The organism is Ferrovibrio sp. GW821-FHT12B10 (assembly GCF_058807515.1).
The window spans coordinates 1,526,499-1,548,541 of record NZ_JBXAQT010000001.1; the positions used below are offsets into that span (position 1 = coordinate 1,526,499).

General features: G+C 63.9%; 20 protein-coding genes. 4 read left to right on the top strand and 16 right to left on the bottom strand.

Annotated features, from left to right (window positions below; translation table 11 throughout):
- Positions 1-5: 5 nt before the first annotated feature.
- From AC1RRT_RS07750 to speB, 10 genes are all read right to left on the bottom strand, one after another.
- A complete protein-coding gene (locus AC1RRT_RS07750; protein ID WP_493013202.1) occupies positions 6-932 on the bottom strand; it encodes an ABC transporter permease in 927 nt (308 codons plus the stop codon).
- A 21-nt stretch (positions 933-953) separates the two neighbouring features.
- Positions 954-1,985 (bottom strand): ABC transporter ATP-binding protein, encoded by a 1,032-nt coding sequence (locus tag AC1RRT_RS07755; RefSeq protein WP_493013203.1) that lies wholly within the window; start codon positions 1,983-1,985, stop codon positions 954-956.
- A complete protein-coding gene (locus tag AC1RRT_RS07760; protein WP_493013204.1) occupies positions 1,982-3,031 on the bottom strand; it encodes an ABC transporter ATP-binding protein in 1,050 nt (349 codons plus the stop codon). The genes AC1RRT_RS07755 and AC1RRT_RS07760 overlap by 4 nt, the downstream gene beginning before the upstream one ends.
- 66 nt (positions 3,032-3,097) lie before the next feature.
- Entirely contained in the window at positions 3,098-4,735 is a 1,638-nt protein-coding gene (locus tag AC1RRT_RS07765; RefSeq protein WP_493013205.1) for an ABC transporter substrate-binding protein, read from the bottom strand.
- A 190-nt stretch (positions 4,736-4,925) separates the two neighbouring features.
- A complete protein-coding gene (locus AC1RRT_RS07770; RefSeq protein WP_493013206.1) occupies positions 4,926-6,230 on the bottom strand; it encodes an Hsp70 family protein in 1,305 nt (434 codons plus the stop codon).
- A gap of 76 nt (positions 6,231-6,306) precedes the next feature.
- Positions 6,307-7,134, bottom strand: a complete 828-nt coding sequence (locus AC1RRT_RS07775) for an ABC transporter substrate-binding protein (protein WP_493013207.1) — start codon at positions 7,132-7,134, stop codon at positions 6,307-6,309.
- 23 nt (positions 7,135-7,157) lie between these two features.
- Positions 7,158-7,931 (bottom strand): amino acid ABC transporter ATP-binding protein, encoded by a 774-nt coding sequence (locus AC1RRT_RS07780; protein ID WP_493013208.1) that lies wholly within the window; start codon positions 7,929-7,931, stop codon positions 7,158-7,160.
- Positions 7,928-8,830 (bottom strand): amino acid ABC transporter permease, encoded by a 903-nt coding sequence (locus tag AC1RRT_RS07785; RefSeq protein ID WP_493013209.1) that lies wholly within the window; start codon positions 8,828-8,830, stop codon positions 7,928-7,930. The genes AC1RRT_RS07780 and AC1RRT_RS07785 overlap by 4 nt, the downstream gene beginning before the upstream one ends.
- A gap of 52 nt (positions 8,831-8,882) precedes the next feature.
- Positions 8,883-10,322 (bottom strand): argininosuccinate lyase, encoded by a 1,440-nt coding sequence (gene argH / locus AC1RRT_RS07790; RefSeq protein ID WP_493013210.1) that lies wholly within the window; start codon positions 10,320-10,322, stop codon positions 8,883-8,885.
- On the bottom strand, positions 10,319-11,371 hold the full coding sequence (gene speB / locus AC1RRT_RS07795) for an agmatinase (RefSeq protein ID WP_493013211.1): 1,053 nt from the start codon (positions 11,369-11,371) through the stop codon (positions 10,319-10,321). Before speB ends, argH begins: the two co-directional genes overlap by 4 nt.
- A gap of 165 nt (positions 11,372-11,536) precedes the next feature.
- Here speB and AC1RRT_RS07800 point away from each other — a divergent pair, with 165 nt between their 5' ends.
- Positions 11,537-12,430, top strand: a complete 894-nt coding sequence (locus AC1RRT_RS07800; RefSeq protein ID WP_493013212.1) for a LysR substrate-binding domain-containing protein — start codon at positions 11,537-11,539, stop codon at positions 12,428-12,430.
- On the opposite strand, the gene AC1RRT_RS07805 is transcribed toward AC1RRT_RS07800, so the two are convergent.
- Positions 12,427-14,565 (bottom strand): malate synthase G, encoded by a 2,139-nt coding sequence (locus AC1RRT_RS07805; protein WP_493013213.1) that lies wholly within the window; start codon positions 14,563-14,565, stop codon positions 12,427-12,429. The genes AC1RRT_RS07800 and AC1RRT_RS07805 overlap by 4 nt on opposite strands.
- Before the next feature lie 120 nt (positions 14,566-14,685).
- Between AC1RRT_RS07805 and AC1RRT_RS07810 the strand changes: the two genes are divergently transcribed.
- Together AC1RRT_RS07810 and AC1RRT_RS07815 are read left to right on the top strand one after the other, a co-directional pair.
- Positions 14,686-15,582: a LysR family transcriptional regulator gene (locus AC1RRT_RS07810; protein WP_493013214.1), complete on the top strand. Its 897-nt coding sequence runs from the start codon at positions 14,686-14,688 to the stop codon at positions 15,580-15,582.
- A 45-nt stretch (positions 15,583-15,627) separates the two neighbouring features.
- A complete protein-coding gene (locus AC1RRT_RS07815; protein WP_493015154.1) occupies positions 15,628-15,714 on the top strand; it encodes a small membrane protein YohP in 87 nt (28 codons plus the stop codon).
- Here the strand turns inward: AC1RRT_RS07815 and AC1RRT_RS07820 are convergent.
- The 3 genes from AC1RRT_RS07820 to AC1RRT_RS07830 all read right to left on the bottom strand — a co-directional run bounded on the left by AC1RRT_RS07820 (position 15,704) and on the right by AC1RRT_RS07830 (position 17,769).
- Complete coding sequence (locus AC1RRT_RS07820; RefSeq protein ID WP_493013215.1) at positions 15,704-16,174, bottom strand: nucleoside 2-deoxyribosyltransferase; 471 nt, start codon at positions 16,172-16,174, stop codon at positions 15,704-15,706. The two genes, AC1RRT_RS07815 and AC1RRT_RS07820, sit on opposite strands and share 11 nt — an antisense overlap.
- Positions 16,175-17,218, bottom strand: coding sequence for a dihydroorotase (gene pyrC, locus AC1RRT_RS07825; protein WP_493013216.1), 1,044 nt, complete (start codon positions 17,216-17,218; stop codon positions 16,175-16,177).
- A gap of 71 nt (positions 17,219-17,289) precedes the next feature.
- Positions 17,290-17,769 (bottom strand): Lrp/AsnC family transcriptional regulator, encoded by a 480-nt coding sequence (locus tag AC1RRT_RS07830; RefSeq protein WP_493013217.1) that lies wholly within the window; start codon positions 17,767-17,769, stop codon positions 17,290-17,292.
- A 113-nt stretch (positions 17,770-17,882) separates the two neighbouring features.
- Here AC1RRT_RS07830 and AC1RRT_RS07835 point away from each other — a divergent pair, with 113 nt between their 5' ends.
- Positions 17,883-20,297, top strand: a complete 2,415-nt coding sequence (locus AC1RRT_RS07835) for a thiamine pyrophosphate-binding protein (protein ID WP_493013218.1) — start codon at positions 17,883-17,885, stop codon at positions 20,295-20,297.
- On the opposite strand, the gene AC1RRT_RS07840 is transcribed toward AC1RRT_RS07835, so the two are convergent.
- Positions 20,279-21,190: a LysR family transcriptional regulator gene (locus AC1RRT_RS07840; RefSeq protein WP_493013219.1), complete on the bottom strand. Its 912-nt coding sequence runs from the start codon at positions 21,188-21,190 to the stop codon at positions 20,279-20,281. The two genes, AC1RRT_RS07835 and AC1RRT_RS07840, sit on opposite strands and share 19 nt — an antisense overlap.
- Positions 21,191-21,296: 106 nt before the next feature.
- The gene (locus AC1RRT_RS07845) at positions 21,297-21,974 is read right to left on the bottom strand and encodes a peroxiredoxin-like family protein (protein ID WP_493013220.1); all 678 of its coding nucleotides are present in this window, start codon (positions 21,972-21,974) and stop codon (positions 21,297-21,299) included.
- Positions 21,975-22,043: the final 69 nt, after the last annotated feature.

Below are 22,043 nucleotides of genomic sequence, written 5' to 3' on the forward strand. Positions count from 1 at the left end.
CTCCCTTAATGTGCGCGGCCGCGGCGCAGGCGCGGATCGAGCCAGCCATAGGCCAGGTCGACAGTGAGATTGGCCGCCACCATGGACAGCGCGATGGCGAGCAGGATGGCCTGCACCACCGCGAGGTCGCGGTTGGCCACGGCAGACACCAGCAGGCGGCCGACGCCCGGCCAGGCGAACACGCTTTCCACCACCACGGCGCCGGCGATCAGGGTGCCGACCATGAAGCCGATGATGGTGACGGTGGGAATGGCGGCATTGGGCAGGGCATGGTCGGCGATGACGCGGTGCCACGGCACGCCCTTGGCAGATGCCGTGCGGATATAAGGCTGACCCAGCACTTCCAGCATGGCCGAGCGGGTAAAGCGCGCCAGCACGGCCGCGCCCGAGATACCGAGTGTGAAAACAGGCAGGATGCCCGACCGCCAGCTGTCATTGCCGCTGGAGGGCAGCCAGCCGAGCTGCACCGAGAAGACCAGCACCAGCACCAGCGCCAGCACGAAACTCGGCACCGTGAAGCCCGCGACCGAAGCGGTCATGGTCAGGCGGTCAAGCAGCGAGTTGCGATGCAGGGCCGCGAAGATGCCGGCGGGAATGCCCAGACCAAGCTTGATCAGGAAAGCCGGGATAGTGATGGCCAGCGTCATCGGCACGCGCTCCAGCACCAGGTCGATGGCCGGGCGGCCATCGCGCATGGAGTTACCGAAATCGCCGACCACGGCACGGCTGGCATAGGTCAGAAACTGTTCCCAGATCGGCTCGTCCAGGCCCCACGACTTGCGGAAGGCGGCGATGGCTTCGGGCGGCGCATCGACTGACATGATCAGCAGGGCCGGGTCGCCCGACAGCCGCAGCACCACGAAGGCGAAGGTCACCACGAAGGCGATGGTCAGCGCGGCGCGCGCCAGGCGGGTGGCGATGAAGGCCAGCATCAATTCACTCCGAAACGGTGATCAGGCTGCGGCACGGGCTTCATCCGGCTCGACGAAATGGCAGGCGACCTGGCGCCCATCGGCCATCGGGCGCAGCACCGGCGCACTCTCGACGCAGAGCCCGGTGGCGCGCGGGCAACGCGTGCGGAAGGCGCAACCCGATGGCGGATTGGCCGGATCGGGCGGATCGCCCTGGATCGGCTTCGGCTTCTCGCCGCCATGGCGTGAGATGCTGGGGATCGCGGCCAGCAGCGCGCGGGTATAAGGATGCTGCGGATTTCGGAACAGACTCTCGGCCTCGCCATACTCGACAATGCGACCGAGATACATAACGGCGACCTCGTGGCTGATCTGGCGCACGACCTTGAGGTCATGGCTGATGAACACGTAAGCGAGGTTCAGTTTTTCCTGCAGATCGAGCAGCAGGTTGACGACCTGCGCCTGGATCGAGACATCCAGCGCCGAGATCGGCTCGTCGCAGACCAGCAGTTTCGGATTCAGGATCAGTGCGCGTGCCAGCACCACACGCTGGCGCTGGCCGCCCGAGAGTTCATGCGGATAGCGCTCGGCGTGATGCGCCTGCAGGCCGACATCAGCCATCGCGGTGCGCAAGCGCTGCTGCTTCTCGGCCTGCGGCATCCGCGGATGATGAATGTCCAGCGGCTCGGCGATCTGGCGACCGACGGTGAGCCGGCGATCAAGCGCACCGAGCGGGTCTTGATAGACCATCTGCATGGCCTGACGCTGCCGTTGCCAGCCACGACTGCCGGATTTCTCCAGCGGCGCCCCCTCGAAGCGCAACTCGCCGGCGGTCGGAACCATCAGGCCAAGCAGAAGCCGGCCGGTGGTGGATTTGCCGCAGCCGGACTCGCCCACCAGACCAAGCGTGCGGCCTGGCATCACGCTGAGCGAGATGCCATCAACGGCACGCAACACCGCCTTACGGCCGATCAACCCTTCGAGACCGGGGCCACCCTTCTGGCGGATATTGAAATGGCGCGTCAGGTTACGCGCATCGAGCAGCGCCCCATCCTTCATATTATCTGCCATCATTGGGCGATCACCGCGACGGCATGGCCCGATGCAGCGACATGTGGCACTGCCTGCGGGGCGGTTGTATCGTGAACCGGGTCGGCATGATAACGGCCGTGGAAGCAGAGCACGCGTTCGCCAGCGCTGACATGCAGTTGCGGCGGCGCGTTGCGATGGCAGCTCTCTTCCGCTTCGCCGCAACGCGGCGCGAAGGCACAGCCCTGCGGCAGGTTCCAGGGCTCTGGCACCGTGCCGGGAATGGCGGCCAGACGTCGGCGCGGCCCCTCCAATGCGGGCAAAGCGGCCAAAAGTCCGCGCGTATAGGGATGGCGCGGCCGGTCGAACATGGTCTCCGCCGGCGCTTCCTCGACCAGGCGGCCGGCATACATCACGCAGACGCGGTCGACATTCTCCGCCACCACACCAAGATCATGGCTGATCAGCACCATGGCCATGCCGCTGTCGCGGCGGATATCCTGAAGCAAAACGAGAATCTGCGCCTGAACTGTCGCATCCAGCGCCGTGGTCGGTTCGTCGGCAATCAGCAGTTCTGGCTCGCCAGCCAGCGCCATGGCGATCATCGCCCGCTGGTTCATGCCGCCGGAGAGTTCATGCGGATAATCGCGGAGACGACGCCCGGCATTGGCGATGCCGACGCGATCGAGCAGGCGTTTCGATTCGGCTTCGGCGGCGGCGCCGGTCAGGCCGCGATGCAGCGCCAGCGCCTCACCGATCTGGCGACCGATGCGCAGGACGGGATTTAAGGACGACGATGGATCCTGGAAAATCATGGCGATGCGGCGACCGCGGATGGTCTCGAGCACGTTGCGCGACGCGCCGATCATCTGCTGCGCGCCCAGCATGACGCTGCCATGCACGCGCGCCTTGCCCGGCAGCAGACCCAGTGCAGCCAGCCAGGTGACGCTTTTGCCGGAGCCCGACTCGCCCACCAGGCCGACCGCCTCACCAGCGCCGACACTCAGGTCGACGCCATGCAAGGCACGGGTGCTTTGCTTGCCATGCGGGAAATCGACCGTGAGGCCGCGAATTTCGACAAGAGAATCCATGCCGGTCTCCTTATGGGCAAAAAGGAAAGCGGCGGCGGATCATCTCCGCCGCCGCAGGGCACTTGTTCAACCGATCTTGAAGTTATGGCTGCGGAATTCCATCGCAAAGGAGGGCGAAGCCTTCCATTGGATGTCCTTGCGCTTGGCCGTGAAGGTGGCGTTCTGATGCAGCACCGTATAGGCCGGGTCTTCGCGTTCGCAGATTTCCAGCATGCGCTTGAACATCGCCTTGCGCTTGCCCATGTCGATCTCGGTGCCGAGCGCTTCGGAGAGACTGTTCATCTCGACGTTCATCCACTCCTTGACCTGCTGCTGCTGACCCTGCGGGCCGTGCTGGTTGACGATCGAAGAGATCGGGTCGCTGAACGGCGCGCTGTTCGACCAGTCGCGCACGGCGCGCTGGCCGTTATTCTCGAAGATCTGCTGCCAGTTCTCCTTCATCTCGCTCTGGATGTTCAGGCCGACCTGGCGCCACATCTCGATCAGGATCTGCGAGGTGGCGTTCTGGTTGGTGTAGTAGTTGTTGAGCATGCGGTAGGGGATCGGGTCGCCCTTGTAGCCGGCCGCCTTGAGCAGCTCCCGGGCCTTCTGCGGGTTGTATTCCGGCACCTTCCAGCCCTCGACGAACATCGGACCGTAGAATTCCCACTGCAGACCGGCCGGCACGCGGGTGCGGCCCGACCACAGGCTGTCGACAATCGCCTGGCGGTCGATAGCATGGGTGAAGGCCTGACGGATTCGCGGATCGGCCAGCTGCGGATGGAACTTGTCGAAGACGGTGAGGCGGTGGTTATCGATCAGGCCGCCCTTCACCTCGAACTTGGCATTCTTCTCGATGCCCGGAATCTGATCCGGCGGCATGTCGCAGATGAAGTCGAACTGGCCCGACAGCAGCCCGTTGATGCGGCTGGCCACTTCCGGCACCACCACCATGCGGATGCTCTTCAGCGGCGGTCGGCCGCCCCAGTATTCATCATGGGCATCCAGGACCAGTTCCTGGTCGGCCTTGTATTCGCGCACCTTGTAGGGGCCGGTGGTGACCGGCTTGATCGACCAGTCGAGCCAGGTCTTGGCTTCCTCGAAGCCGCGACGCGAAATGATTTCGCTGCCCGAGCGGGCGATACGCCCTTCCATCGTCACATCCGGCGTGCGGTTGACGAAGCGGACGGTGTATTTGTCGACGATCTCGATCTTCTCCAGCGCCGGCCAGTTGCGCTTGGCCACCGCGGGCACTTCCGGCGGCAGGTCCTTGCCCTTCATGGCGTCGCGCACCATCACATTGGCAAAGACGGTCTTGTTGCTGGTGATATCGTAATCGGGGCCGAACATGCGCTCGCGGCCATAGGTATAGGCCACATCCTCGGCGGTCAGCTCGTCGCCGTTATGGAACTTCACACCCTTGCGCAGGGTGAGTTCCACTGTGCGACTATCGATGCGGCGCCAGCTTTCGGCCAGCGCGGGCACGGCTTCCAGCTCGCTCATCAGATTGCGGCCGATCAGGCCTTCATAAAGGAATGAGAAGGTGCGCGTGCCTACATTGGACTGTTCGCGCAGCGGCTCGAGTGAGGCCGAATTGGCAATCTGCTGCACCGCGATGGTGATACTCGGGCGGCTATCGGCCTGACCGATGGCGAACCGCGGCAGCGCCAAGCTGCCTGCAGCAAGGCCGGCTCCGGCCAGGAAATGACGACGATGAACCAGCATGGCTTCCCCTCCGTTTTCGAAACTGAGGCGGAAGGCTTAAGCAGACTGCATGACCGGGCCGTGACGCTGCGATGACCCGTATATGAACCCACCGAGTCGTGATCACTGCACCTCGACCTGTGCGACAGAGGTCACACGGCGCGGGTTGAGGAACTGCACACGCCAGTCTCGCCGCGGTCGTCACGGAGCGTCAGCGCGCGAGCCAGTTGCCCGCGTTTTGATCAAGGCCAATCAGTGCAAGGCCTGAGGCAATCGACTGAAGCTGGTCGCCGGTGGCGAGTCGATCCGCGGAAAACCGCGCTTCGAACAGGCGACGCAGGGCCGGCACGAAGGACGAGCCGCCGGTCATGAAGACCTGGTCGACAGCGGCTGGCCCGATTCTGGCCGCGGAAAACACGCGATCCAGCGCCTCATCGATCTGCGCCAGCTCCGGCGCGATCCAGCTCTCGAAGCTTTTGCGTGTCACCTGTTCGCGGATTCTGATGCCGTCGGCCTCGAAGACTAGATCGGCTTTTTCGACCGAAGACAGTGCGGTCTTCACCGCCGAGACGGCGCGATAGAGCCCGAAGCCGAGATCATTCTCGATCACCGTGATGAAATCCGCGAGGGCTTCGGGATTTTCGGCTTCCTTGGCCAGCGCCTTCAGGTCGGCCATGGTTTTCGGCGATTTCAGCATGGCGAGCTGGTGCCACTGGGCGAACTGCATGTACTGCTGGCCCGGGATCGGCAGGCGCTTGCCGTCGCTGCGATAATGCCCACCCTTGCCCAGGCGCGGCGAGATCACGTTGTCGATGATGCGGTAATCGAAGGCATCGCCCGCCACGCCGACGCCGGCATGGCCGAGCGGCTGGGCCGTGAAGCCGTTCGTGCCCCTGGTGAAGCGCATCAACGAGAAGTCGCTGGTGCCACCGCCGAAATCGGCGACCAGCACGGTCGCGTCCGCCTTCAACCGGCGGGCGAAGTAATAGGCCGCGCCCACCGGTTCATAGGCATAGCGCACCGGCGGGAAGCCGGCACGGGCGTAGGACGCATCCATGCGCTGGAGCGCCAACGCAGGATCTGGACTGGCGCCGACGAATTCCACCGGACGACCGGCAATCACCGGACCATGGAGGGCCAGGGCGCCACCGGCATGGCCGCGCAGCAGACTGAGGAAGTTCGACAAAATGTCTTCGTAGGAAAAGCGCTTGCCGAAGATCACCGTCGACTGGAACAGGTGGCTGGCGGCAAAGGATTTGAACGACTGCACGAAGCGGTGTTCATAGGGGCTGTCGAGGAACTGCGCGATGGCCCAAGGGCCGGCCTCGATGCCAATGCGGCGCGTCCTGTCCTCGGACTCATCCCAGAAGCACAGCGCCGAACGGAAGATGTCATGCGCCAGACCCACATGGTCAAAGATGACCGGCGTGACCGTACCATCGGCACGCGCGATCGCCACCACCGTGTTGGTGGTGCCGAAATCGACGCCGATTGCGTAATCTGTCTGCTGGGCCATGGTCCCGCCTCGGAAGGGCGGGCTTTATAGGCCGGCACCGTGACACGGGCAAGCCGCGTCACGGTGAACAGCCGAATTACTCGCCCTTGTTGATGCTGGCGGGCAGGGTCATGGCCTTGAGGTCATACTTGGCCAGCAGTTCGTCATAGACGCCCTTTTTCTGCAGGCTGGCCAGCGCCTCCAGTACGGCATCCCGCAGCTTTGGCTCAGACTTCAGCACCGGGATGCCGGCCAGGGTGACCGTGAAGGCATCGCCCAGAATCACATAGGTGTTGGGCTCCTGGGTCTGCAGGTAGGGCAGCGTCTCGTTGCCCTGGGCGCCGGCATCGATGCGCTGAGTCTTGAGCTGGGTGCGCGCATCGATCGAGCCCTCGGTGCCGACCACGGTGATCGCCGGCTTGCCCTTGGCGACGCAGTTGGCCTCGCTCCAAGCCTCGATCTGCTTCGGCCAGTTGGTCGAACGACTGGCGCCAACCTTCTTGCCGCAGAGATCGTTCAGCGACTTGATCTCCTTCGACATCGCGGTCGAGGTATAGAACTGCGCGCCGGTCTTCAGGTAGTTGACGAAATCCTGCTGGTCGCGGCGGGTCGGCAGGTCGGTCATGCCAGCCATCACCATATCGACGCGACCGGTCTGCAGCGAAGGCAGCATCTGGGCAAAGGCGATTTCCTGCCATTCGACGGCGACGCCCATTTCCTTGGCCAACGCGGCACCAAGCTCGATATCGAAGCCCTTCAGCGTGTTGGTGGCCGGGTCCTTGAAGGTGATCGGCGGATAATTCGGCATGGTGGCGATCACCACCTTGCCGGCGCTCTTGATGCGGTCGGGCAGGTCGGCAGCGGCAGCGGGCAGCGCAATCGCAGCGGCCAGCAGGCCGAGAGTGAAATGCTTCATAAGCGACATGGGTGAGGTCTCCTTCGGGGCTGTCAGTTCAAAACGGCGGCAATGAATTCGCGGGTGCGGGCCTGCTGCGGGTTGCTCAGAATCTCCTGCGGCGTGCCGGCCTCGACGATGGCGCCGCGATCCATGAAGACGACGCGATGGGCAACCTCGCGGGCGAAACCCAGTTCATGGGTCACCACGATCATGGTCATGCCGCTGCCCGCCAGGCCGCGCATCACCTGCAGCACCTCACCCACCAGTTCAGGATCGAGCGCGGAGGTCGGCTCGTCGAACAGCATCAGCTTCGGCTTCATGGCCAGCGCACGGGCAATCGCCACGCGCTGCTGCTGGCCGCCCGAGAGCTGCGCCGGATAAGCATCACGCTTGTCGGCGAGGCCGACGCGCTCGAGCAGCGTCATCGCTTCCGCGATGACCTCGGCCTTGCGGCGCTTCTGCACGGTGACCGGGCCTTCGATGATATTCTGCAGCGCCGTCATATGCTGGAACAGGTTGAAACGCTGGAACACCATACCGGTGGCCAGGCGCTGACGCGCCACATCCCTGTCGGGCAGCGGATGGAGCTTGTCGCCACTGCGGCGATAGCCGATCAGTTCACCATCGATCCAGATGCCGCCGCCATCCACGCGTTCTAGCTGGTTCAGGCAACGGAGGAAGGTGCTCTTGCCCGAACCCGATGGTCCGATGATGCAAAGCACCTCGCCATGATGGATGTCCAGCGACACGCCCTGCAGTGCCGTGAAGCTGCCAAAGGTCTTGCGCACATCGCGCGCAACCAGCATGGGCTCGCTCATGCTCATGCCGGCGCTCCCGCGGCGTCCACGGCGGCCTTGCGCGCCGTCTCGGGCCGACGATGGCCCTTGGCAAAATAGCGCTCGAGGAAATGCTGACCGATGCTGAGCACGGTGACCACCGCCAGATACCAGATGGCAGCCACGAACAACATCTCGATGACAAAGTTGTTGGCGTAATAGATGGTCTGGGCGTTGCGCAGGATTTCGGAATACTGAATCACGCTGGCGATCGAGGTCAGCTTGACCATGCTGATCACCTCGTTGCCGACCGGCGGGATGATCACCCGCATCGACTGCGGCATGATGATCCGGCGCAGCACGGTCAGCCGCGTCATGCCGATGGCCTGAGCCGCTTCAGTCTGGCCGGCATCCACCGAGAGGATCCCTGAGCGCACCACTTCGGCGGTGTAAGCCCCCTGGTTGATGCCCATGCCGAGCAGGGTGGCCACAAAGGGCGTGATGACTTCCACCGTGCGCACCGAGAACACGTCCGGGATGCCGATGCGCGGGAAGACCAGCGCCAGGTTGAACCACAGCAGCAGTTGCAGGATCAGCGGCGTGCCGCGGAAAAACCAGATGTAGAAGACGGCAACGCCCTTCAGAACCGGATTGGGCGACATCACCATGATGGCGAACAGCACGCCCAGCACGATGCCCAGCAGCATAGCGCAGGCGGTCATGATGATGGTGTTGACCAGACCACTGAGGATCGCCGGCGCAGTGAAGAACTGCCCGACGATGCGCCAGGCGATCTGGCCATCGGCGAATGCCTTCACGATGAACAGCAGGATGGCGATAATCGCGGCAGCGGCGAGCCAGCGGCCATAATGGCGTGGGGCGACGATAGGCAGACGCGCGATATCGTAGCGGTCTCGCGGCGTATCCTTCGATGGCTCTGCATTCATGACCGGTCCCCCGACTCTCTCGTCATTTCGCATGCAAGAACGATGCTAATAGCTACGGCTGCGGCCCCTTGTAGGTCGCACACCAGGCCGCCTGTTCGGCACAAGCGGCCTTCAGGCGAGCGAGCTGCTCGCGCACCCGCTCCGGCGCGGTGCCACCATAGCCCTGGCGCGCCGCCACGGCGGCATCCGGCGTCAACGCCGCCTTGATCGAGATATCAAGGCGCGCATCGACCAGTGCCAGGTCCTCGGCGGTCAGCTGCTCCAGCTCAATGCCACGTTCCTCGCAGAGCCGCACCACGGCGCCAGTGATCTCATGCGCCTGGGCGAAAGGCACGCCGCGCCGCGACAGCCAGTCGGCCACTTCTGTGGCAAGCGTGAAGCCTTGGGTCGACTGGCGGCGGAGTTCGCCCACCTGCACGGTCATGCTGCGCACCAGACCGGACAGCGCCGGCTGCACCAGCAGCAGGCCATCGATCGCATCGAAAGCGGCCGCCTTGTCCTCGATCATGTCGCGGTTATAGGCCAGCGGCAGACCTTTCAGCGCCACCAGAATGGTGTTGAGATCACCGATCAGGCGAGCCGAGCGCCCGCGCGTAATCTCGGCAATATCCGCATTCTTCTTCTGCGGCATGATCGACGAACCGGTGGCAAAGGCATCGTCCAGCACGATCCAGCCGAACTGGCGCGAGCACCAGAGCACGATTTCCTCCGACAGCCGCGACAGATGCACACCATGCATGGCCAGCACGAAGAGGAATTCGGCGACATGGTCCCGATTGCCGACCGCATCGATGGAATTCTCGGTCGGCGCATCGTAACCAAGTTCGACGGCCGCCAGCTCCGGATGCATGGCAATCGCCGAACCGGCGAGCGCGGCAGCACCGAGCGGCGAGCGGGCGAAACGGCTGTCCCAGTCCTGCATGCGTGCGATGTCGCGCGACACGGCCTGCGCATGGGCCAGCAGCTGATGCGCAAACAGGATCGGCTGCGCCGGCTGCAGATGGGTGAAGCCCGGCGCCACGGTGGCGATATGATGCTCGGCCTGGCCGGTCAGCGCCGCCTGCAGCTCCAGCATGCCGCGCACCAGACGGCGGCCGTAATCGCGCAGGTACAGGCGCAGGTCATTGGCAGACTGATCGTTGCGCGAGCGCCCAGCCCGCAGCTTGCCGCCCAGCGGCCCCAGCCGCTCGGTCATCACACGCTCGACGAAGGTATGGATATCCTCATCAGCCTCGGTGGGCGCAATGCGGCCAGCCTGCTGGTCAGCAAGGATCACCTGCAACGCCTCGATGATGCTGGCGCATTCGGCATCGGTCAGCAGCGACGCACGCTGCAGCTCGCGGGCATGCGCCATCGAAGAGATGATGTCATAGGGGATCAGGCGATGATGGTTCTGCGGCGAGCGCGACAGTGCCATCAGGGCCGGGTCGGGTGGCGAGCGGAACCGCGCGCCCCAGAGGCGGGGTGTGTCGTCCGAATGATTCTTGCTCATGGCGCCAGCAGCCCCCCGGTCTTCTTGATCGACACCAGACAGAGCATGGTGAACAGCATCTGGGCGGCGGTCTGAGCCGTCACCGTGTTGGCATCATATTGCGGCGCGACTTCGACCACATCGCCGCCGACGATATCGAGGCCGGCAAGACCGCGCAGGATCGCCAGGGCCTCGCGTGGCGTCAGGCCACCCACTTCCGGCGTGCCGGTGCCCGGCGCATAGGCGGGGTCTAGACCATCCACATCGAAAGTCACATACAGCGGACCATCGCCGATCACGGCACGGGCCTTCTCGATCACCGCTGGAATGCCCATGGCATCCACCTCTTCGGCGTGGATCACGGTCATGCCGCTCTCGATCGAGAATTCCCACAGATATTCGGCGGCGCCGCGGATGCCGATCTGGATACAGCGGTCCGGATCGAGCACGCCATCCAGAACGGCCTGGCGGAATGGGCCGCCATGATGGAACTTGGCGCCCTCATATTCGCCGCTGGTGTCGCAATGAGCATCGATATGCACCATGCCCAGCGGCTTATCGCCGCCGAGCGCGCGCATGATCGGCAGGGTGATCGAATGATCGCCGCCAACCGAGAGCGGGATCACCCCGGCAGCTTTGATGCGACGGTAAAAACCTTCGATATCGGCATGGCAGCGCTCGAGGCTGAATCGGCTCTGCATCGGCACATCGCCGATATCGGCGGCCTTGATCTCGCCCAGCGGCGCGCGCTTCAGCACATGCTCGTAGGGTCCGATCCGCTCGATGCCGCGCACGGCCCGCGGGCCGAGGCGCGCGCCGGCGCGGTTGGTGACACCCAGGTCCATCGGCACGCCGACCAGGCAACAGTCCAGGCCGGCGAAATCGGCATCCGACTGGATCGGCCGGTAGGGCGCGCTGACGAAGGTGGCGACATCGGCGAACGGCCATTTGCGCCGTTCCGGGTCGAGGAAGATCTGGGTGGCGACGGCAGCGAAATGGGGATCGAAGATATCGCCGCCCTTGGCGTCTCCGTATTTCGCCCGCAATGCCTGCAGCTTGCTGATGTTCATGGCAACCCCTGACCTGTTTGGTCCGTCATGGGAGGATTTCTATCGCGCGGCCCTGTTTTCCGCCTTGCCGACGACTTTGCGCTGGACGGTGGCTGCAGGACAAGCGAGTTTATCGGCATGCTCCAGCGTGAGAAAAACTCTCGGAATACCCCTTCCCCGTCCCGCTTGCCGCCACTGAATGCGCTGCGCGCCTTCGAGGTGGCGGCCCGGCATCTGTCGATGACCCGGGCGGCGGAGGAGCTGAATGTCACCCATGGCGCGGTGAGCCAGCATGTGCGGCAGCTCGAGGCGATCACCGGCGCGGCGCTGTTCGAGCGCAGCGGCAACCGCCTGCGCCTGACCCCGGCCGGCACAGCGTTGCTGCAGCCGTTGCGCCAAGCCTTCGACCTGCTGACCGACGCCACCCGCCAGATCACCACCGGCGAAACCGGCGGCGAGGTGGTGATCAGCGCACCGCCGGCATTGGCCACATTGTGGCTGGTGCGGCAGGCCGGCGCCCTGCTCGCGCAGCATCCAGCGCTGCAGTTGAGGCTGATCTCGGGCAGTGACGCGCGACCGGCCCGTGCCGTACCGATCGACATGGCGATCCGCTATGGCGACGGCCGCTGGCCCGCGCAGATCGTCGAACATTTGAGCGACGTGCATTTGATGCCGGTCTGCAGCCCGGAACTGCTGAGCACCCACGGCCTGCGCCGCGACGATTTCGCACTTCTGGAAACCACGCCGCTGCTGTGTGCAGACAACGGCGATGAGTGGGACAAATGGCTAGCCAGCAGCGGGCGACCACGTCTGGCGCAAGGCCCCCGGCATTATCTGGGCAATGCGCTGACCGCCATCGAGATGAGCGCGGCGGGCTTCGGCATCGCCATCGGCGACAACGTCACCACCTCGCGCTATCTCGCCGACGGGCGGCTGGTCTGTCCGATCCAGCACAGCACGCGCGCAGCCAACAGCTTCTATCTGGTGGTACGGCCGGAATCGGAAACCCGGCCGGCGGTGATCCTGTTGCGGCAGTGGATCCGCGACAGCTTCGCCGCAATGACTCTTGCGGGGCGCTAGCTCGCCTTCACTTTCTGGCGGAAAGCGTGGAGCAGCGGTTCAGTATAGCCGTTGGGCTGCGCCACGCCTTCAAAGACCAGCGCGCGCGCGGCCTGATAGGCCAGGCTGGCATCGGGATTCGGGGCCATCGGCTTGTAGAGCGGATCGCCGGCATTCTGCGCATCCACCTTGGCGGCCATACGCTTCAGCGCCGCATCGACCTGTTCCTTGGTGCAGATGCCGTGCAGCAGCCAGTTTGCCATATGCTGCGACGAGATGCGCAATGTGGCGCGATCTTCCATCAGGCCGATATCGTGGATATCGGGCACCTTGGAGCAGCCCACACCCTGATCGACCCAGCGCACGACATAGCCCAGGATGCCCTGCGCATTGTTGTCGAGCTCGTCCTTCACATCCTGTTCGGAGAAATTCTGCCCCGTCGACAGCGGAATACTCAGCAACTCACTGAGCGGCGGCACCGCCTGTTTGGCAACTTCAGCCTGACGGCCGAAGACATCGACGGTGTGATAATGCGTGGCATGCAGCGTGGCCGCCGTCGGGCTCGGCACCCAGGCGGTGTTAGCGCCGGTCTTGGGGTGGCCGATCTTCTGGTCCAGCATATCAGCCATGCGATCCGGCGCGGCCCACATACCCTTGCCGATCTGCGCCATGCCGGAAAGACCGCAACCGATGCCGATGGCGACATTGCGCTCTTCGTAAGCCTTGATCCAGGCACTGGCCTTCATCTGCGCCTTGCGCACCATCGGGCCGGCCTGCATCGAGGTATGCATCTCGTCGCCGGTGCGGTCGAGGAATCCGGTATTGATGAAGACGATGCGATCCTTCACGGCGTTGATGCAGGCGGCGAGGTTGGCCGATGTGCGGCGCTCCTCGTCCATCACGCCGACCTTGACGGTGAAGCGCTTCAGGCCCAGCAAATCCTCGATGGCATCGAACAGCTTGTTGGTGAAAGCGGCCTCTTCCGGACCGTGCATCTTCGGCTTGACGATATAGACCGAACCGGCGCGGCTGTTGGTGAAACGGCCCTTCTTCTGCAGGTCATGAACCGCGATCAGGCTGGTGACAATTCCGTCGAGAATGCCTTCGAAGGCTTCCGAGCCATCGGGCAGATGGATCGCCGGCGTGGTCATCAGGTGGCCGACATTGCGCACGAACAGCAGGCTGCGGCCAGCCAGGGTGAGCCTGCCGCCCTTCGCGGCGGTATACTCGCGGTCCGCCTCCAGCGCGCGGGTCATGGTCTTGCCGCCCTTGTCGAAGCTGGCTTCCAGATCGCCTTTCATCAGGCCGAGCCAGTTGGCGTAGGCAGCTGCCTTGTCTTCGGCGTCCACGGCAGCGACCGAATCTTCCAGGTCGACAATGGTGGTAAGCGCGGCTTCCAGAATCACATCGGCCATGCCGGACGGATCGCCCTTGCCGATGGGATGCGCGCGGTCGATCACCAGTTCGATATGCAGGCCGTTATGCTGCAGCAGCACCGACGACGGATTGGCGGCATCGCCGCGATAGCCGACAAAGGCGGCCGGATCTTTCAGCGCCGGCGACAACGCGCCGTCCTTAATGCTCCAGCCCTTCACATCGGTGTGGCTGCCCGAGGCCAGCGGCACGGCTGAATCAAGGAAAGCCTTGGCCTTGGCAATCACCTTGGCGCCGCGCGCCGGATCGTAGCCCTTCTTCTCGGCCGGATCGTGCGGGATCGCATCAGTGCCGTAATAGGCATCATAGAGGCTGCCCCAGCGCGCGTTCGCAGCATTGAGCAGGAAGCGCGCATTGAGCACCGGCACGACGAGCTGCGGCCCGGCCATGCGCGCGATCTCGGGATCGACATTCTGGCTGGCGATCTTGAACGGCGCCGGCTCGGGCACGAGATAGCCGATCTCCTTCAGGAAGGCTTCATAGGCGGCGGCATCATGCGGCTTGCCTTTGCGCTGCTGGTGCCAGGCATCGATCTTGGCCTGGAGATCATCGCGCTTTTGCAACAGCGCGCGGTTCTCCGGCGTGAACCGGGCATAGATATCGGCAACACCGGCCCAGAAGGCCTTGGGCTCAAGCCCAGTGCCCGGCAGGGCCTTGGCATCGATGAAATCAGCGAGTTCGGCGGCGACCTTGAGGCCAGCCTTGTCCACGGTCTTGCTCATGGCGTTTCCTGAAGTGTTACAGAGGGTTATCTAATCTTGCCGACCAGTGTAGCAAAGCCCGTATTCATTCTGTAGACGAAAAGAATTGAAAGCAGTCGTTCTTTATGAGAACGAATGTAAATGGACAAGGAATACGAGCTGTTCGCCCGGGTGATCGAGACCGGCAGCCTGGCTGCCGCCGGCCGCAGCCTGCATCTCTCGCCCGCCATGGTGTCGAAGCGCATCGCGCGGCTGGAGGAGCGGCTGGGCGCGCGGCTCTTGCACCGGACGACGCGCAAGCTCGCCACAACAGAGGCGGGGCAGCGCTTCTATGAACGCGTGGTGCAGATTCTGGCCGCCTCGCGCGAGGCTGAGAGCTTTGTCACCGGTGTGGCCGGCGCGCCCTCGGGGCGCCTGCGCATCTCGGCGCCGACCTCCTTTGGTCGCCTGCATGTCGCCCCGCATGTGAAAAGCTTTCTCGACCGCTGGCCACGTCTGCAAGTCGAACTCGATCTGACAGACTCATATGTCGACCTGCTGGGTGAGCGCATCGATCTCGCCATCCGCATCGCACCCGCCGTCGAGCCCGGCCTGACCGGACATCGGCTGGCTCCCAATCATCGCGTACTCTGCGCCAGCCCCGGCTATCTGAAACAGCATGGCATGCCGAAAACGCTGGCCGATCTGACGCAGCACAAATTGCTGGCGGCGGCGGCGCAGCTGCCCTGGCGTCTGCAGGGCAAGGGCGGCACCATCGTCACGGTGCCGGGCGAGAGCGCCGTGCGCACCAACTCCAGCGAGGTGGTGCGCGAGCTGGCCATCGCAGGCCTAGGCATCGCCCTGCGTTCGACCTGGGATATCGGCGCCGACCTGCGCGACGGCCGCCTGCGCGTGATCCTGCCTGAGCATCCCGGCGCCGCCGATGTCAGCATCTTCGCCGTACATCCGGCCACCAGCTTCATCCCGGCCAGCGTCGGCGCTTTTGTGGAGCACCTGCGCGGAATCTACGGCCCGGAGCCGGACTGGAACCCGGCCTGAGTCCAGGCGTTTCCCATGGGCTGCTTACAAGCCCATGGAGGCATCATGCTCAAATTCATCGGATGGGCCGTGCTGATCATTTTCCTGATCGGCCTGCTGGTCGTGCTCGGCGTGTTCAAGGCTATTTTCTGATCTGCCCCAGTGCAGCCTCGAAGCTGCCGGCGACCGGGAACTGACTGACCCCGATCATCAGATTCTCGGCCAAGCCGAAATCCTCGATCACCCAGCCCCCCTCATCCTTGCCGCCCTGCCCCGGCGTGCGTTCGGCCAGCAGGCGCCGGTCCTGCATCCACAAGTGAACCGGCTTGCCCAGCGCTTCGGCATAGCCGATTTCCCAGGCCGTGCCCGGATCCATGTTAGGTCCACGGAAGCTGGCGATATGCGCGACCACAGCGTCGCAGGCCAGCAGCAGCGCCACATTCGCATCCTTGATATGGCGCGCCAGCGCCGCGCCGCTCAGATGCACGGGCAGGGCATTGTCGATCGGGGTCAACGGCGTGAAGCCGTGACGGCGGCAGGCCTCGCGCATGGCCGTGAAACGCGCATCGGCATCAGGCGCGAAAACGTCAGGCCCGGCGAGATAGAGTTTCACTCAGGCCGGCAGGGTGGTGAGGCGCCAGGTGGCGGCGACCTCGGGCGAGAAAACCACGACACGCTCGGCGCCGACGGTGATCTCGGCCGGCACGTCGGATGACGCCAGTTCCAACTTCAGCTTCGACTCATTCAGCGGCAGGCCGTAGAAGCGCGGGCCATTCAGCGAGGCAAATGCCTCCAGCTTGTCCAGCGCGCCATCTTCATGGAAGACCTGCGCATAGGACTGCATGGCGGTCGGCGCGTTGAAGATGCCGGCGCAGCCGCAGGGCGCTTCCTTGGTATGGGCCGCATGCGGCGCCGTATCGGTGCCAAGGAAGAAGCAGGCTTTACCAGACGTTGCCGCCTTGCGCAGCGCCAGGCGATGGTCCTCGCGCTTGGCGATCGGCAGGCAATAGAGATGCGGACGCACGCCACCCTCGAAGATCGAGCTGCGGTTGATCATCAGGTGATGCGAAGTGATGGTGGCGGCAAGACGCCCGGCGGTCTCGGCCACGAAGGTTGCGGCCTCCGACGTGGTGATATGCTCCATCACGATCTTCAGCGCCGGAAAATCCTTCAGCAGCGGGATCAGGACGCGGTCGATATAGACCTTCTCGCGGTCGAAGATATCGATCGCGCGATCCGTCACCTCGCCATGCACCAGAAGCGGCATGCCGATCTTTTGCATCATCTCCAGTGCCGGATAGGCCTTCTTGATATCCGTCACACCATGCTGCGAATTGGTGGTGGCGCCGGCCGGATAGAGCTTGGCGGCGACCCAGACCTTGTCCTTGAAGCCGCGCTCGATTTCGGCCGGCGCGGTGGTATCGGTGAGATAGCAGGTCATCAGCGGTTCGAACGCCATGCCTGCTGGCAGTGCGGCCATGATGCGGGCGCGGTATTCGGTCGCCTGCTGCACGGTGGTGACCGGCGGCTTCAGGTTCGGCATCACGATGGCGCGGGCGAACTGGGCTGCCGTATGCGGCAGTACCGCTTTCAGCATATCGCCGTCGCGCAGATGCACATGCCAATCGTCGGGGCGGCGGATGGTGATGGCGGTCATGCGGGCGGGACTCGCGAAGCAATGAGGACGATCGGATTTACATAAAACAAGTCACTCAGCCTGTCACCGCCTTAGCCTGTCACTGGCAGCGCGGTGGTGTATTTCACCTGCTTGAGCGCGAAGCTCGACTTGATGCTGGCCACGCCGGGCACCCGAGTCAGGTGATCGAGCAGAAAGCGCTCGTAATCCTGCAGACTGCCGACCACCACCCGCAGCAGGTAATCGAAATCGCCGGTCATCAGGTAGCATTCCATCACTTCGGGCCGCTTGCGCACCGCCTTCTGGAAGGTTTCCAGCGCGGATTCCACCTGCTTGTCTAGCGAGACACTGGTGAAGATGCTGATCGATAGCCCGAGCGCTTCCGGGTCGACCAACGTGACGTATTTCGAGATCACCCCAGCATCTTCCAATGCCTTCACCCGGCGCCAGCAGGGGGAGGAGGAAATCCCCGCCTCCTCGGCCAGCTCGGCGCTGGAAAGCCGGGCGTTTTCCTGCAGGGCGCGCAGGATATTGCGGTCGATCTGGTCCAGATCTGCAGGATTTTTGCTCATAGTGACAATTTTAGGGACGAATTTTGCAAATTCCCAGCCATATGCGGGCTAGATTGCAAGAAAATGCCCCTTTTCGGGGATTATGATTGGGCATTCCCCACAGGATTTGCCCCATGCCCGTTTCGCCGCAGACCCCGATTTCTTCAAAGACCATCGATATTCTGACCGACCTGGAGCGCAAGGCGCTGTGGCTCTCCACCTGGATGATCCACAACGCCAATCACCTGCGCGAGAAAAGCGACGGCCTGAAGGTGGGTGGGCACCAGGCCTCCAGCGCCTCGCTCGCCACCATCATGACGGCGCTGTATTTCCACGCGCTGAAGGCCGCCGACCGCGTCGCGGTGAAGCCCCATGCCAGCCCGATCTTCCATGCCATCCATTACCTGATGGACCGGCAGACGCGCGAGAAGATGGAAAACTTCCGCGGCTACAAGGGTGCGCAGTCTTATCCGTCGCGCACCAAGGACATGGACGATGTCGATTTCTCCACCGGCTCGGTGGGCCTGGGCGCGGCGCAGACTTTGTTCGCCAGCTTGGTGCAGGATTACGTCACTGCCCATGGCTGGCGCGAGGGCATCGGCGAAGGTCGCATGGTGTCGCTGCTGGGCGATGCCGAGATGGATGAAGGCAACATCTTCGAAGCGCTGCTGGAAGGCTGGAAACACGGCCTGCGCAACACCTGGTGGGTGATCGACTATAACCGCCAGAGTCTGGATGCTGTGGTGCGCGAAGGCCTGTATGACCGGCTGGAAGCGATCTTCCGCGCATTTGGCTGGGATATCGTCACCGTGAAGCATGGCCGTCTGCAGCAGGCGGCCTTTGCCGAACCTGGCGGCGAGAAACTGCGGCAGTGGATCGACAGTTGCCCCAACCAGTTGTTCTCCGCGCTGACCTTCCAGGGCGGCGCGGCCTGGCGCAAGCGGCTGCTCGACGACCTCGGCGACCAGGGTGATGTGACGCAGCTCATTGAAAAGCGCAGTGACGACGAGCTGGCCCGGCTGATGACCAATCTCGGCGGCCATGACCTGCCCTCGCTGGTCGAGGCCTTCGATACCATCGACCATGACCGGCCGGTCGTCTTCCTCTGCTACACCGTGAAGGGCTTCGGCTTGCCGCTGGCTGGCCACAAGGACAACCATGCCGGCATGCTGACGCCGGCGCAGATGGAGACGTTCCGCGCTGCGATGAACATCCGTCCTGGCCATGAATGGGACAAGTTCGAAGGCCTGAATCATTCCGCCAGTGAACTGGACGCCTTCATCAAGGCTGCGCCGTTCAATGCGCTGCAGCAGCGCCGGCTGCCCTCGGCGAGGATCCCGGTGCCGGCCGACCTACCCGCACCATTGCAGGCCGAGATGTCGACCCAGCAGGGCTTCGGCCTAATCATGAACGAGATCGGGCGCTCGTCCGACGAACTGGCCACGCGCATCGTCACCACCGCACCCGATGTCACTGTCTCGACCAATCTGGGAGCCTGGGTCAACCGGCGCGGGCTGTTTGCGCAGGAAGCCGTGGCCGACCTGTTCCGCAAGGAGAAGATTCCATCGACGTTTACCTGGGACTTCTCGCCCAAGGGCCAGCACCTGGAACTCGGCATCGCCGAGATGAACCTGTTCACATTGCTGTCTGCTCTCGGCCTGTCGCATTCGTTGTTCGGCGCGCGGCTGCTGCCGATCGGCACGCTGTACGATCCCTTCATCTGCCGCGGGCTGGATGCGCTGAACTACGCCTGCTACCAGGATGCACGTTTTATCGCGGTGGCGACGCCGTCCGGCGTGTCGCTGGCACCCGAAGGCGGCGCGCATCAGTCGATCTCCACGCCGCTGATCGGCCTGGCGCAGGATGGTCTGGCCTCTTTCGAGCCGGCCTATGTCGATGAGCTCGCCGTCATCCTGCGCTTTGCCTTCGACTACATGCAGCGTGACGGCGAAGGGCAGCCGGACGAGCGCACCTGGCTGCGCGACGAGATCGGTGGCGCGGTGTACTTGCGGCTCTCCACCCGCACGCTGGAACAGCAGAAGCGCGCGATGACGCCAGCACTCAAGCAGGGCATCATCGATGGTGCCTACTGGCTGCGTGAACCGACGCCCAATACCGAGATCGTCATCGCCTACACCGGCGTGCTGGCGCCCGAGGCCATCGAGGCCGCCGGCATGATTGCCGAAGACCGCCGCGATGTGGCGGTGCTGGCGATTACGTCTGCCGACCGATTGAATGCCGGCTGGACGGCCGCGCAGCGGGCGCGCGAACGTGGCCTGGTGCATGCCCGCAGCCATATCGAACGCCTGCTCGAAAGCCTGCCGCCCCATTGCGGCATCGTGACCGCAATCGACGGTCATCCAGCGACGCTGGCCTGGCTCGGTTCAGTGAACGGCAACCGTGTGCGCTCACTCGGCATCGAGCATTTCGGCCAGACCGGCAGCCTCAGTGATCTCTATCGCCATTACGGCCTGGATGCCGATGCCATCGCGCTGGCGGCGCAGGCGCTGGTGCCCGGCCGGCCGGTGCGTCACCTGCGCGCGGTTTGAACCGGATTTGCCACCAACGTCGTTTCGACAAAGCTTGTGAAGGCGCGTGCCTTGGCGCTGGCGCGCCGGCCGCTGGGGAAGACCGCCCAGAGTTCCAGCGGCGGCATGGTCCACGCCGACAGAACTTCGGTGATGCTTGCATCAGCCAGTTCGGGGCTGAACATCCATTCCGAGCCGATCGTCAAACCAAGGCCCGCCTGCACAGCCGCGCGTACGCCCTCGCCGGAGGTGACCCGAATGCGGCCCTGCACGGCAACCGAGATTTCAGTCGATCCATGACGGAAGGACCAGGTGTTACCGAGCAGGCTGGATTGCGACATCAGGATCACCTCATGCTTGGCCAGATCCGTCGGCACCAGGGGTTCGCCGGCGCGTGCTAAATACGCGGGCGAGCCGACAATAATGCGGCGGCATTCACCAACCTTGCGCGCGGTAAGCGCTGAATCAGGCATGACGCCAATACGCAGCGCGACGTCGATACCGTCCTCCACCAGATCGCTGGTGCGGTCCTCCATCACCATCTCGATATCAAGCGCCGGATGTGCCGCCAGGAAGGCGGACAGATGCGGGATGACATGCAGACGCGCGAAGGTGACTGCCATACCGACACGCAAACGGCCGGTCAGCCCCCCTCCGGCACCGCGCGCCGCCAGGTCGGCTTCGTCAGCTTCCTCAATGGCGCGGCGGGCACGTTCGTAAAATCCCTGGCCAGCCTCGGTGGGCGTCAGGCCACGCGTAGACCGCAGCAGAAGCTGCACGCCCAACCGGTCCTCCAACTGCGCGATGGTCTTGGAAACGGCCGGCTGGCCGACCTGCAACTGGCGGGCGGCACCGGAAAACGAGCCGGTATCCACCACCCGTACAAAGGTTTCCATTGCCGCCAGTCGGTCCATACCCATTCTCCTGCGGAATAATAATAGGGCTGTGACTGACTGAATTCCAATTTGGAAGGAATGACTGGCCCGCCCCAGGATAGAAGCAGGCCGCCATCCAACCGGATCAGGCCGCCAGCGCGCGGGCCTTTTCCAGCACCGGCAGCAGTTCTTCCGGGTCCGGCCGCCGGGTGTAATCCGGGTTCACCTCGGCATAGAGGATGACGCCGGCCTGACTGATCACGAAACGGGACGGCATCGGCAGCGTCCAGCTATCGTCGCCATTCACCGCAGCCAGGTCATTTTTGAAGGTGGTCTTGTACAACTCAGCCAGATAGCCGGGCAACGTGAAGCGCAGGCCGAAGGCCGCCGCAACAGCATTGCCAGGATCCGACAGAATCGGAAAGTCGAGCTTGTTCTCGCGCATGGAACGCCTGCTGTTCACTGGGGTCTGCGGCGAGATCGCAACCAGCGAAGCGCCCAAAGCCTGCAGAGCCGGTAGCGTCGCCTGCAACGCCTGCAGCTCCATGTTGCAATACGGACACCAGATACCGCGATAGAAACTGATCGCCAGCGGACCTCGGGCCAGCAGATCGGCGGAGGACACCAGCTTGCCCTCGGGATTGCTCAGGCTGAAAGGCGGGGCCGCGTCGCCCGCCTTCAGGGCGCGGGCGGCGGCGCCGGAGGTCACCAAGTCATCAGTGGCGCGATGCATGGTATCAACGATGGCGCGCGGCAGATTGTAGGGCGGCGCACCGGATTCGATGGTTTCGCGGAAGGCGTCAAGCTTGGCTTGCAAGGACATGATGGATCTTTCTGTTCCGGGCGACGGCAAAAGGCTGTCGGCGGCGGCTACAGAAATGTCGGAAAGCAC

What these genes read in the sequence shown, in the direction of transcription:
- AC1RRT_RS07750 (WP_493013202.1), bottom strand. Translation starts at nt 932, where the DNA reads ATGCTGGCCTTCATCGCCACCCGCCTGGCGCGCGCCGCGCTGACCATC.
- AC1RRT_RS07755 (WP_493013203.1), bottom strand. Translation starts at nt 1,985, where the DNA reads ATGATGGCAGATAATATGAAGGATGGGGCGCTGCTCGATGCGCGTAAC.
- AC1RRT_RS07760 (WP_493013204.1), bottom strand. Translation starts at nt 3,031, where the DNA reads ATGGATTCTCTTGTCGAAATTCGCGGCCTCACGGTCGATTTCCCGCAT.
- AC1RRT_RS07765 (WP_493013205.1), bottom strand. Translation starts at nt 4,735, where the DNA reads ATGCTGGTTCATCGTCGTCATTTCCTGGCCGGAGCCGGCCTTGCTGCA.
- AC1RRT_RS07770 (WP_493013206.1), bottom strand. Translation starts at nt 6,230, where the DNA reads ATGGCCCAGCAGACAGATTACGCAATCGGCGTCGATTTCGGCACCACC.
- AC1RRT_RS07775 (WP_493013207.1), bottom strand. Translation starts at nt 7,134, where the DNA reads ATGTCGCTTATGAAGCATTTCACTCTCGGCCTGCTGGCCGCTGCGATT.
- AC1RRT_RS07780 (WP_493013208.1), bottom strand. Translation starts at nt 7,931, where the DNA reads ATGAGCATGAGCGAGCCCATGCTGGTTGCGCGCGATGTGCGCAAGACC.
- AC1RRT_RS07785 (WP_493013209.1), bottom strand. Translation starts at nt 8,830, where the DNA reads ATGAATGCAGAGCCATCGAAGGATACGCCGCGAGACCGCTACGATATC.
- argH (WP_493013210.1), bottom strand. Translation starts at nt 10,322, where the DNA reads ATGAGCAAGAATCATTCGGACGACACACCCCGCCTCTGGGGCGCGCGG.
- speB (WP_493013211.1), bottom strand. Translation starts at nt 11,371, where the DNA reads ATGAACATCAGCAAGCTGCAGGCATTGCGGGCGAAATACGGAGACGCC.
- AC1RRT_RS07805 (WP_493013213.1), bottom strand. Translation starts at nt 14,565, where the DNA reads ATGAGCAAGACCGTGGACAAGGCTGGCCTCAAGGTCGCCGCCGAACTC.
- AC1RRT_RS07810 (WP_493013214.1), top strand. Translation starts at nt 14,686, where the DNA reads ATGGACAAGGAATACGAGCTGTTCGCCCGGGTGATCGAGACCGGCAGC.
- AC1RRT_RS07815 (WP_493015154.1), top strand. Translation starts at nt 15,628, where the DNA reads ATGCTCAAATTCATCGGATGGGCCGTGCTGATCATTTTCCTGATCGGC.
- pyrC (WP_493013216.1), bottom strand. Translation starts at nt 17,218, where the DNA reads ATGACCGCCATCACCATCCGCCGCCCCGACGATTGGCATGTGCATCTG.
- AC1RRT_RS07830 (WP_493013217.1), bottom strand. Translation starts at nt 17,769, where the DNA reads ATGAGCAAAAATCCTGCAGATCTGGACCAGATCGACCGCAATATCCTG.
- AC1RRT_RS07835 (WP_493013218.1), top strand. Translation starts at nt 17,883, where the DNA reads ATGCCCGTTTCGCCGCAGACCCCGATTTCTTCAAAGACCATCGATATT.
- AC1RRT_RS07840 (WP_493013219.1), bottom strand. Translation starts at nt 21,190, where the DNA reads ATGGACCGACTGGCGGCAATGGAAACCTTTGTACGGGTGGTGGATACC.
- AC1RRT_RS07845 (WP_493013220.1), bottom strand. Translation starts at nt 21,974, where the DNA reads ATGTCCTTGCAAGCCAAGCTTGACGCCTTCCGCGAAACCATCGAATCC.